13 protein-coding genes are annotated in these 11,744 nt (G+C 35.6%); 1 reads left to right on the top strand and 12 read right to left on the bottom strand.

What is annotated here, in order from left to right; all coding sequences use genetic code 11:
- Window positions 1-91 precede the first annotated feature (91 nt).
- On the bottom strand, window positions 92-754 hold the full coding sequence (gene deoC, locus MUA87_RS04055) for a deoxyribose-phosphate aldolase (RefSeq protein ID WP_002481816.1): 663 nt from the start codon (window positions 752-754) through the stop codon (window positions 92-94).
- A gap of 248 nt (window positions 755-1,002) precedes the next feature.
- Between deoC and deoD the strand changes: the two genes are divergently transcribed.
- The gene (gene deoD / locus MUA87_RS04050) at window positions 1,003-1,710 is read left to right on the top strand and encodes a purine-nucleoside phosphorylase (RefSeq protein WP_002481817.1); all 708 of its coding nucleotides are present in this window, start codon (window positions 1,003-1,005) and stop codon (window positions 1,708-1,710) included.
- Window positions 1,711-1,776: 66 nt separating this feature from the next.
- On the opposite strand, the gene MUA87_RS04045 is transcribed toward deoD, so the two are convergent.
- From MUA87_RS04045 to MUA87_RS03995, 11 genes are all read right to left on the bottom strand, one after another.
- Window positions 1,777-2,469: a D-Ala-D-Ala carboxypeptidase VanY gene (locus tag MUA87_RS04045; RefSeq protein ID WP_002481818.1), complete on the bottom strand. Its 693-nt coding sequence runs from the start codon at window positions 2,467-2,469 to the stop codon at window positions 1,777-1,779.
- A gap of 164 nt (window positions 2,470-2,633) precedes the next feature.
- Complete coding sequence (locus tag MUA87_RS04040; RefSeq protein WP_002481819.1) at window positions 2,634-3,080, bottom strand: Dps family protein; 447 nt, start codon at window positions 3,078-3,080, stop codon at window positions 2,634-2,636.
- Between the two features lie 268 nt (window positions 3,081-3,348).
- Window positions 3,349-3,747 (bottom strand): thiol-disulfide oxidoreductase DCC family protein, encoded by a 399-nt coding sequence (locus tag MUA87_RS04035; RefSeq protein WP_002481820.1) that lies wholly within the window; start codon window positions 3,745-3,747, stop codon window positions 3,349-3,351.
- 123 nt (window positions 3,748-3,870) lie between these two features.
- Window positions 3,871-5,247, bottom strand: a complete 1,377-nt coding sequence (locus MUA87_RS04030; RefSeq protein ID WP_262551325.1) for an EVE domain-containing protein — start codon at window positions 5,245-5,247, stop codon at window positions 3,871-3,873.
- Between the two features lie 140 nt (window positions 5,248-5,387).
- Window positions 5,388-5,618, bottom strand: a complete 231-nt coding sequence (locus MUA87_RS04025; RefSeq protein ID WP_002481822.1) for a hypothetical protein — start codon at window positions 5,616-5,618, stop codon at window positions 5,388-5,390.
- 20 nt (window positions 5,619-5,638) lie between these two features.
- A complete protein-coding gene (gene manA / locus MUA87_RS04020) occupies window positions 5,639-6,577 on the bottom strand; it encodes a mannose-6-phosphate isomerase, class I (RefSeq protein ID WP_262551324.1) in 939 nt (312 codons plus the stop codon).
- A 518-nt stretch (window positions 6,578-7,095) separates the two neighbouring features.
- Complete coding sequence (locus MUA87_RS04015; protein WP_023016319.1) at window positions 7,096-7,788, bottom strand: LutC/YkgG family protein; 693 nt, start codon at window positions 7,786-7,788, stop codon at window positions 7,096-7,098.
- Window positions 7,788-9,224 (bottom strand): LutB/LldF family L-lactate oxidation iron-sulfur protein, encoded by a 1,437-nt coding sequence (locus MUA87_RS04010; protein WP_262551323.1) that lies wholly within the window; start codon window positions 9,222-9,224, stop codon window positions 7,788-7,790. Before MUA87_RS04010 ends, MUA87_RS04015 begins: the two co-directional genes overlap by 1 nt.
- 1 nt (window position 9,225) lies before the next feature.
- Window positions 9,226-9,960 (bottom strand): (Fe-S)-binding protein, encoded by a 735-nt coding sequence (locus tag MUA87_RS04005; RefSeq protein ID WP_023016321.1) that lies wholly within the window; start codon window positions 9,958-9,960, stop codon window positions 9,226-9,228.
- Between the two features lie 279 nt (window positions 9,961-10,239).
- Window positions 10,240-10,938, bottom strand: a complete 699-nt coding sequence (locus MUA87_RS04000; protein ID WP_023016322.1) for a FadR/GntR family transcriptional regulator — start codon at window positions 10,936-10,938, stop codon at window positions 10,240-10,242.
- 121 nt (window positions 10,939-11,059) lie between these two features.
- Window positions 11,060-11,722 carry an SDR family oxidoreductase gene (locus tag MUA87_RS03995; protein WP_262551322.1) on the bottom strand — a complete coding sequence of 221 codons (663 nt, stop codon included), beginning with the start codon at window positions 11,720-11,722 and terminating at the stop codon, window positions 11,060-11,062.
- Window positions 11,723-11,744 lie beyond the last annotated feature (22 nt).

Genomic DNA, 11,744 nt, shown 5'->3' with positions numbered 1-11,744 from the left:
TTTTTAATAAAAACACCTCAAAAAAAGATACGATACCTAATCATATTTACAATTAAGCATCGCATCGCATCTTTTCTTTCATCTATTTCTATTAATAATCAGAATCTGATTCTAGTCCTTGGATAATTTGTACACCTGCACTTGCGCCTACACGAGTTGCGCCTGCATCTAGCATAGCTTTGAAGTCTTCTAAGTTACGAACGCCGCCTGAAGCTTTGACTTCTAATGCGTCGCCAACGACTTCTTTCATTAATTTTACATCTTCAACTGTCGCGCCGCCGCCAGCAAAGCCAGTAGAAGTTTTCACAAAGTGTGCACCTGCTGCTTTACTTAATTCAGATGCTTTACGTTTTTCTTCATCTGTCAGTAACACTGTTTCGATAATCACTTTAACGGTACGACCATCAGCAGCTTTAACAACCGCTTCAATATCTTGTTGTACCTCATCATAGCGTTTGTCTTTTAATGCACCGATATTAATAACCATATCTAATTCATCTGCACCATTTTTCACTGCATCTTCTACTTCAAATGCTTTTGTCGCTGTTGTATTTGCGCCTAATGGGAATCCGACGACTGTACATACTAGTACGTCAGAATCTGCTAATGCTTCTGCCGCATGTTTCACGTAAGTCGGGTTGATACATACAGATTTAAATTGATATTCCTTTGCTTCTTCAATCAACTTATCAATTTGTTCTAAAGTAGTATCTGGTTTTAATAAAGTATGATCAATATACTTCGCATAATTCATTTGTATACATCCTCCAATTTGGTTGTTTACTTTCACATATAATATAACGTATTCAATTATCATTTTACCAAATATTTTAACTCGCTAAAATATAAGAGATGTTCAACTTGTTTCAATTTCACTCTTTTAATGAAATCATACCTGAATTGTCATTAAATAAGCCCAACTGTGTATAGTAATTCTCGCAAATTATAGGCTTGCGTGTTATCTTTAACTTAACTTATTTTTTATTAAAGGAGCAGATAAATATGACTCAAGGTACACCGCATATTCAACCAAATGGTGCTAAAATCGCGAAAACAGTTTTAATGCCAGGTGACCCGCTGCGCGCAAAATATATCGCAGATAATTATTTAGAAGATGTCGTACAATTTAACGAAGTTCGTAATATGTTCGGTTATACAGGCACATATAAAGGTAAAGAAGTTTCAGTAATGGGTTCAGGTATGGGGATTCCAAGTATTGGTATCTATTCATATGAGCTTTATAACACGTTTGATGTAGATACAATTATTCGTATCGGTTCATGTGGTGCATTACAAGAAGACGTAAATCTTTACGATATTATTATTGCACAAGGTGCTTCTACAAACTCTAACTATGTAGATCAATACAACATTCCTGGTCATTTCGCACCATTAGCTGACTTTGATTTAATGGTCGAAGCTAAAAATGTTGCAGACAAAGTCGGCGCAACGACTCATGTTGGTAATATCCTTTCTTCTGATACGTTCTATAACGCTGACTCAACATTCAACCAACAATGGCAACGTATGGGTATTTTAGGTATTGAAATGGAATCTGCAGGTTTATACTTAAACGCAACTTATGCAGGTAAAAAAGCATTAGGTATCTTCACAGTAAGTGACCACATCTTACGTGATGAAGCTACAACACCTGAAGAACGTCAAAACTCATTTACACAAATGATGGAAATTGCGTTAGAAATCGCATAATCTATTCAATATATTTTAAGGCGAAGCTCAACTCAGCTTCGCCTTTTTTTATAATTTCATTTAATATTATTTCTTATCATAACCATAATCTAGATATTCTTCTAATGTCTGATGTTGATTATGGATGTCTTTCGCATGTTTAAGGCCGACATATCTGAAATGCCAAGGTTCATATTGATAACCTGTAATATGTTCTTTACCTTTCGGATATCGAAGAATAAAACCATATTCATGCGCATGTTCAGCAAGCCATTTACCTTCAGGTGTTTCACCATATGCTTCTAAGAAATCTTTATTTCCTGGTGGTGTGCCCACATCGAAAGCTAAGCCTGTTTGATGTTCAGAAAAGCCAGGTCTAGCACTATATTTATCAGCGGCTTTCTGACCATCACGAGCCACATAACTATTATAAAGTCCGACTTGTTCTTGATAAGATCTGAATCCGCTGCGATAGACAATATTTAATCCTTCTTTTTTCGCATCTTGCATCATTTCATTTAAATGTTGTCTCGCTGTTTGATTTTCTCCACGATTATAGTGTTTTGAAATCGATACCTTTTTATTCACTAACATTAAACCATCAACAGTTGTCACACCATTTTTCTTGTTCACTTGATGTTGTTGTTTAGGTTGTGGTGCTTTTTTAGTGTCTTGTTGTGCTGATTGCTTGTTCTCCTTGTTGTCGTTTTGTTCTGATGTACTGCCGCAAGCTGTTAATAATAAACTAGCAGCCAAAGTACCCGCAATTAATTTATTCATCCCGTTATCACCTCATCAACTTTCACATCTATATTATAGAACGCATAATATATTTTTCAACATCCTTTTATGAAACTTTAAAATACTTTCACAAAAGAAAAACCAAGCCATGGTTCTTCTTGACCACGGCTTGGTTTTATCATTATAAGTTATTTGATTGGTGCTTATTTGCCTAGGAATGATTGGAACATCCAGTTGTGTTTATCAACTGATGTTTGTAATGCGATTAACATATCTTGAGATACATCATCTTCTGCATCTCCTGCAACTTCTACTGCTTTAGCAAGTTGTTCAGAAATGTTAGTGAAGTCTTTAGAAATTGATTGAACCATATCTTCAGCAGTTTTTTCTGATTCTGCTTCATCTACAATTGCTACATCTAAGCTATTTTTCAATGTCGCAACTGGGCTGCCGCCGATTGCTAAGATACGTTCTGCTAATTCATCAATGTGTTCACTTGCTTCGTTATATAATTCTTCAAATTTAACGTGTAATGAGAAGAAATGAGGACCTTTCACAAACCAATGGAAGTTGTGAATTTTTGTATATAATACTGTCCAGTTTGCTACTTGTTCGTTTAATACATTTACTACATCTTGTTTATTTGCCATAAAAATAATCGCTCCTTTAAGTTGTCGTTTTCTCTCTTTGTAATAGTTATTATATTATAATCATTCTAATCTGTAAAGCTATATCTCCTCTAATTTAAAATTATTATAAACTAGAGTTCTAAGATGTTGTATCTGCTTTCTCTATTACTTTACCCTGCTTGGAAGCTTTTAACACATTAATAACACTTATTACTAAGCCATTTAAAAGGATGTGACATTTAATGCTTGCCCATTATAAACAAGTAGTTCATTTTATTTTCATTCTCAATTAAATATTCTTAGGCAATTCAATAAAGAATGAGCGTTCATAATCAGTAGGTTCTTGCCATTCTGCATGCCACATCTTATCTCGGTTATTCGCAAATAAATCATAACCGAAGTTACGCAATGGTTTCGGTACAAGCGTTAATAGGACACCTATCCATTTTTCTTCTGTTAATGACATCAACAATTTTGCGATAGCTGTAGATTTGAAATAAAGATGGTCCCCTTCTTGCAGTACGACAGTATTCATTTTTAATATACCTGGATGTCTGCGTTCTAATTCTTGGCCTGCAGTACCTTTTAATGTCGCAAACTCATAACTTTTAGATAAACCGTGTCTAATTAACCATATCGCATAGTTATAGCAATACACACAGTTTGCATCATAATAAATAATCGGCATTCTATTACTCCTTTCTCGTTCAGTCTTTCATCTATTATTTAATATACCCGTTTAGAATTACCATTAATTTTTCATTAAAAAAAGTCTTAGATGGGACGTAACCCTCTAAGACTCATATCTATATTAGTCGTGATTTACTTTGACAATTCGTGCATATTTTAAGAATTGTTCTGAGTATTTTTGTTTAATCGTTTCTAAATCATCATATGTGACACCGATGATATGCCAGTTTGGATTAAAGTGATAGAAAGAATCTTTATCACGTGACCATCTGATCATAGAACCATCTCGATTATAACGTGGCAATGTCACTTCATAACCTTCTAACACATTGATATACGTTTGGAAAATATCTGGATCAATACGATTGAAGTTATCAATGACTAAATAGCTACGATCTGTTCTCGGCATCAATTCTGTAATGAAACCTTCTCTGTAATAAAGTGCTCCTGCTTCATTTGGTAAATACTTTCCATATAACATATCTTCAGAGAAGTCAGGATGTCCTGTGGTAATAACAGGTTTTGCATTGGTTTTTTGTAGTAGATTCTCTGCAGCTTTTAAGCCTTCTGCACGATCTTTATCTTGAATCACTAATAAAATAAATGGTTTAATTTCATCTTCTGTTTGTGCTACAGCATCATCTTTTTTGATGGCTTCAAATTGTGGTTTCACACTATCATTGCGACTCATTTCAAGAATCGCATCGAATTGTGCTTGAGACATACTTGCGATGGCCTGTTTGGCATTTTCTTGTAAGTAGTATAAGTTCTTTAATCTTGGATGTTTATTTAACGTCGCTAAATTTACCGGATTGATATCTTCATCATAGCGGACTTCAATTGCAGTACTATTTGTACGTCCTTGAATTGGCGGCAACTCACGAATATGTTGTGTTACTTCACCTAAACCTACCACAGAATGATCCGCATTACGGTTATAAAAAACAAGTTTATCGCCAATTTCAAGTTGCGTGTAGTAATGATAGCCGTTACGTTTAATCCCGTTGAACGTATGTGTAAATAATGTATACGTTTCACCCGGTTCAAAGTCTTTGGTTTCAGCTAAGAAGAAGTATCTCGGCACTTGTGTAGTCCCTTTACCAAGTTGTTCAATTAATTCAAATTCTTCTTTAGCGATTTGATTGAACAATGTTTCTTTCATGTTATTGATACGAAATTCTAACTGTTCACTGCGTTTTAAGTAATCTGCAGTTAATGGTTTCAAAGCTTCAGTTAAACGAAATTGTACGCGGATTTTGTGTTGTGCACCTGTTTGGACACTGATGATTTCACCGCTTCCAAGCAAACCAGCATCTGTTTGAACTTGATAAAAGATGACTTTATCACCTGGTTCTGCTTTTTTAAATGCTCGAAAGCCTTGCGTAGGATTGAATTGTGCCCCTGATTCAAACAATGTCGTCTGGCCTACTAAAGGTTCATTATGATTCCAACGATTATAACCACAGTTCAGCCAGAAATAGTTTGTTTCTTCACTCATTTTGATACTGCTCCTTCTTCATAAATATATTGATTTAAGTGCAATATACGCATTTCGCGGCTGTTAGCTTCAACCCTATATTGCAAATCTCATTCTAGCTATTTATATCAAATGCCTCTCTTTGATACAAGTCAAACTCATTATCTCGGCATTAGTAAAATTGCCATCAACGGCATGAAATTAATTAAAAATCCGCCTAACTTCAACATGTTGCTCGTTTGTTTATCTGGAATAGTAAGTAATACACATAGAATTCCTAAAATTGAAAACGCAGCTGGAATCATCAAGTTTGGATACTTAGGGAAATTCATAAAGACCCCTGCACCTGATAAAATACCGCAAATTAAAGTGATATATAAAAACTTGCGCATGCTGTTACACCTCTGTTTCTTTAAACATACGTAATCATAACTGTTAAGTCACCTTCAAAGATGTTATCTAAATCCTCAGATGTCAGTATAAAACTGCTGCCTGACGCAATTTCATAAACATCACCATCTGTAATCAATTGGCCTTCGCCATGTAACACTGTGACTAAACAAAACTCTCTTGGTTTCATATAATTTAATGTTCCTGTGATTTCCCATTTAACGACTGTAAAGGCATCATGTGTAATGTATGTTGTTCGTTTATGATTTTCAATAATTTCTGATTCTGGTATCACATTCGGACTATCTTCACGTACTTCAACGACATCTTTGGCTTTATCGATATGCATATCACGCGGCTGCCCTTGTGCATCTACACGTTCATAATCATAAATACGATATGTGACATCAGAAGCTTGTGTTACTTCATACACGACTAATCCTTTACCAATCGCATGGACAATACCATTAGGTACAAAGAAAAAGTCACCTGCTTGAACTGGGATATGTTTAAATAAATCCTTGTGTTCACCTTGATCTAAAGCTTTTACAAAATCATCTTTAGACTCTGTATTCAAACCATAGATAATTTCAGCATCTTCATCCGCTTCAATAATGTACCAGCATTCCTTTTTACCGAAATCACCGTCTTCATGCTCATAGGCATAAGCAGTATCTGGATGTACTTGTACCGACAATGCTTCTTGTGCATCTATCATTTTAACCATTAATGGAAATTGCGCACTTGGAAAATCTCCAAATAATTCTTTATGTGTTTGCCAAACATAGCTAAGTGTTTGACCTTTAAATGGACCATTTGAAATGACACTGTCACCATGTGGGTGCGCAGAAATCGTCCATATTTCTCCAATATCTGATTCAGGTAATGAATAACCATATTTTGATAAATGGTGACTCCCCCAAATTCTTTCTTTAAAAATCGGGTCTAAAAACAATGGCATTGAAACTGTCCACCTCCGCTACTTTTTCAAACCGTACCTTATTATGTATCGATATCTTTATCTCTGATTTCTTGATGGATTCATTCATGTTAGCGTTATCTAGCATATTATAACAATATTTTGTTCAGGGTGGTAGTATCCATAATTTTTTTACAAAACTTAATCATCAAAATTTCAATCAATGTATGTTTTTTTCACATTCTTTTTTATACTTTTGATATTTTTTATCATTTTCTCTATTAAATCTACATTTTCTGTTAATTATTGCTTGTGCTAGCTGTCTGTTAACCTTTATAATAGAAGTATGTTAATAATACCTTAACATATGCTACATAAGGTAATAAAAATGATTAATATCGAACGGGTTGCTGATGCAGCTCACACTGATAAAAAATTTGCATAAGGACCTAAGCTCTGGAAAAGCTTAGGTCTTTTTAAATACAGAGAAATCCCCGAGTCATACTGTTAATTGTATGGTTCGGGGATTTATGCATTTTTATATAATTAATTTATGGTTTCTAGATATCTTCTACAACAATATAAGCCGCTTTCACTGGACCATGTACACCCACAACTAAATTCATTTCGATATCAGCTGAGTTAGATGGACCAGTAATGAAGTTTACACATGATGGGAAACGTGCATCTTCTTGGTTTTTATCGAATAAGCCGTCTGCTGCTTGAGTAAATCTTGGAACAATATTCGATTTAGGAATAATCGCAATATAAGTTTCAGGCATTAAACTTACTGCACGACCGCGTCCTTTGCCTGAGAATAGCACGATTGTGCCGCTTTCACTTAAACAATAATCACTGAAAGTAATACCCACTTGTGCAGTTTGCGCTGCTGCTTTACTTTCTTCAGGACGCGCTTCATCCCATACTGTTGTTTCAAATGCGCTTAAATCAATGTGGTATTGATCAAAGCGTGGATCATCAAAACGTACAACTGGGTTGCCGCCAAACTGTTCAATTGTTTCTTTCAATGTTTCATTCAATTGTGCTGTAGTTGTTTTCACAAATGCAGTATGAATGTTTTTACATTCTTGTTCTAAGTGGTCGACTAATTCATCTTGTGATAAGTCAGATAAAGTTTTGTATTGTGGTTGAACTGACCATTCAGGTTTGATGACTTTCTCTGGTGTTTTACGTTCTAAGGCGTTTTGAATATTTGCTAGGAATTTGTCTTTATTAGAAACTGAACCAGTCATTAGTGATTACCCTCTTTCTGTTTCAAATGTTCTTTCATCCAGTGATTGAAACGTTCTTTTTCAGGTGTTGGGAAATCTCTGGATTGTGTCCAAGCGTGTAATGGTTTTGGACCTTTTTCAACCCAACCGTCTTTATTCGCAAACGGTTTGAGGGCTGGTCCTGCCATTTTGATACTATATTGGAAAAGATGCGGTTTAGTTGTACCGATACCGAAACCTTTCATAACCAGACGTTCACCTAATGCTGATTTTTTAAGTTCTTCTGCTTCGACTTGACGGTGTTTTAAGAGTAAGTCGTGAAGCGGAATTTTAACTGGACATGCTTCAGAACATGCGGCACATAGTGATGATGCATATGGTAATTGACCATATTCTTCATAACCGCCGAGTAATGGTGATAAAACTGCACCGACTGGTCCTGGATAAATAGAACCATAACTGTGGCCGCCTGAATGACGGTACACTGGACATACGTTCATACATGCACCACAACGGATACATTGTAAGATTTCTTGGAATTGTGTACCTAAAATTGTTGAATGTCCATTATCTACGATAACTAAATGGAATTCTTCTGGTCCGTCGATTTCACCTTCACCACGAGGACCTGTTAATGTAGTGACGTAACTTGGTAATTTTTGACCTACTGCACTACGAGATAACATACCGACTAATACTTCCATTTCTTTAAATGATGGTACGATACGTTCCATACCCATAACTGTGATTTGTGTTTTAGGTACAGTTGTAGACATACGTGCATTACCTTCATTGGTAACTAAGCAGAAGCTGCCACTATCAGCAACCGCAAAGTTACATCCTGTAATACCGACTTCTGCAGCTAAGAATTTTTCACGCATAATTTTACGTACAAAGCGTGCCATTTCTGTCGGATCATCAGTACCTTCATAGCCTTCTTTCGCATGTAACACACGACGGATTTGACCGCGGTTTTTATGCAATGCAGGTGCAACGATATGTGATGGCGGATCTTCTTCATCAATTTGTAGTAAATATTCACCTAAGTCAGTTTCAACAACTTCCGCACCTGTATCTTGTAGGACATGGTTCATATTGATTTCTTCAGTAACCATGGATTTTGACTTCACGATTTTTTTAGCATTTTTCTTTTTAACTACTTCAGCAATATAGTTAGAAGCTTCTTCTTTTGTTTCTGCGAAGTATACATGACCGCCAAGTTTCGCAACATTTTCAGATAACTGATTCAAATAATAATCTAAGTTTTCTAATGTATGTTGACGAATTTCTGCAGAAAGTTGACGCCATTCTTCCCAGTTGCCAAGTTCTTCTTGTGCTTTTAATTTTTTAACTCTTAAGCCATCTTGTGCAGAACTTACCGCACCACGCATGAATTTATTTTGTTTCTCAACTTTGAAGGCTTCTTTGAATGTTTTTTCTCCGATACGCATACCCATCTTAATGCACCGCCCCTTCAAGTTGATGATTCAACACTTCCGCAATATGAAGTACTTTTACTTTACTATTGATACGTTTTAAACGTCCTTCGATATTCATTAAACAGCTGGCATCAGCACCGATTAAGTAATCAGCCCCTGTTTCATCAACGCAATGTGCTTTTTCATCAACCATTTCACTAGAGACATCAGCCATTTTTACAGCGAATGTACCACCGAAACCGCAGCAGTTATAATACTGAGGTAATTCTACTAATTCTAATCCTTTCACATGACTTAATAGTTCTTTCGGTTCATTCACAACGCCTAATACACGTGTGATATGACAAGATGGATGAATTGTTGCTTTACCTTCTAATGATGCACCAACATCTGTTACACCTAATACATTAACGATAAATTGAGTAAGCTCATAAGATTTATCTGCCAATGCGATAGCTTCTTTATGCATTACAGGATCCTTTTCAAATAAACTTGGATAATGTTTAAACATAGTAATACAAGAACCAGATGGTGCGACAACATAATCTGAATCTTTAAATGCTTTAATCATTTGTTTAGCTGATTGTCTTGCATCATCAAAATAACCTGAGTTGTAAGCTGGTTGTCCGCAGCATACTTGTGCTGTCGGATAATCTACTTCACAGCCTAGTCTTTCAAGCAATTCCACTGTCGCAACACCAATGCGTGTATGGAAAGCTTCAACTAAACAAGTTGAGAATAAACTGACTTTCATATTTTACACCCTTTCCCCGCTCGCGCATGTTACGTGAACGTATATGCCCTATTAAATTTTTAATGATTTCTAGATTCTTAATCATGAAAGCAGCAGTAATCATCCCCACAACAATTACTGTTTAGATTAAGAATAGAAACGATTACTCGTACATTATAGCGCTATTTAAACATCTAGTCATCAGATGTTTAACAATTTGTTCAAACTTTTTTGATTTCGCGAACAGTTTTTAAGCAAAATAAAAACAAGCCTCTATTTCATGAGACTTGTTCCTAATGTTTATTTTTGGCGAATATTTTCTAGAATTGTATCACGTACTTCTGCTAAATGTGATTTCATTTGTTGAACAGCTTTATCTGAATCTTGTTGTTCAATCGCTTGATATATCTTTTGATGTTCTTCATATAAACGGCGTAATGCTTTCTCTTTATCAAATAAATACACTCTGCGCGTTTCTTTCATTGTTTCTTGAATCACATCAGAAATATTATTCAATAAATCAAATAACATCTCATTTTGTGCTGATCTGGCAATTGCTAAATGGAACTTTAAATCAGCCGCTTCACCTGATGTTCCATCACCTACTGCTTTCTGCATCAATTGCAATGCAGAAGATAATGCTTCTAAATCTTCATCTGTTCGATGTGTCGCAGCTTTTTGTACTGTCGCAAGTTCCACAACTTCTCGTAACTCTAATAAGTCTTCAATTTGTTTGCGCGTCAAACTTGATTCATTCAAATCAAAGAACACCGGTTCTTTTTTAGTCACGAACGTCCCATAGCCTTGTTTGATTTCAATGACTCCGATTGTACGTAACGCATTAAAAGCTTCTCGTACAGATGCCACACTGACACCGTAGTCTTTTGCTAACGCTTGAATGGAAGGCAATTTGTCCCCGACAGCATATTCACCAGATTTAATTTGTTCTAACAAGATGTCGGCAATTTTTTCATATATCTTTGTTTTCGAAATTTTCATCGACTTTTGACCTCCATAGTTTTATCTTCTTAATTATAACAAATTCCTTCACAAACTTACTATATTACATATAAAAAAGAAGGCCATCAAAGACCTTCCTAAACAAATTTTATAATCATGATTATTTGTTTTGATAATATTGAGTCAACGCTGTATCAATTGCTTCATCGCCACTAACGACTTGGAATTCTCCGCCTTGATATGCTTTGTCGCTCAAGACATTTACTATGACAGAAGCAACGTCTTCACGTGGCACACTGCCTGCTTCTTCTAACTGAGCAACAATCGTTACTTTGCCAGTACCTGGATCATCTAATAAAGCACCAGGATGCACAATCGTATAGTGCAAGCCTGAATCACGTAAATGATTATCTGCATAATGTTTCGCAATAGTATAAGGTTTTAGTTCTGGTACACTATCAAACGCTTCACGACGAGAATCAAATGTAGAAACCATCACAAAGTGTTTCACGCCTGCTTGTTTACTTGCTTCAATAGCTTTAACTGCACCATCTAAATCAACAATGATTGTTTTATCTGCACCAGTACTACCACCTGAACCAACAGAGAAGACCACTTGTTCAAAGCCTTTAAACTTCTTCGTAAGATCATCAATCGTATCATTTTCAACATCTACAAGTTCTGCTTGATAACCTTCTTCTTTTGCATTACTCACTTGTTCTTCTTTACGATAAGCTGCTGTTACATCTTGGTTTGCTTCTTTTAATTGTTTTACTGCATAATGGCCAACACCACCATTGGCACCTAAGAATAAAATACTCAATGACTTCACTCCTTATCTGTTT

Origin of the sequence: Staphylococcus simulans, assembly GCF_025561465.1 — a bacterium.
In the GTDB taxonomy this organism is placed as follows: domain Bacteria; phylum Bacillota; class Bacilli; order Staphylococcales; family Staphylococcaceae; genus Staphylococcus; species Staphylococcus simulans.
The sequence above is the reverse complement of the archived record's forward strand: the minus strand, read 5'-3'. Positions and strand labels throughout refer to the sequence as shown.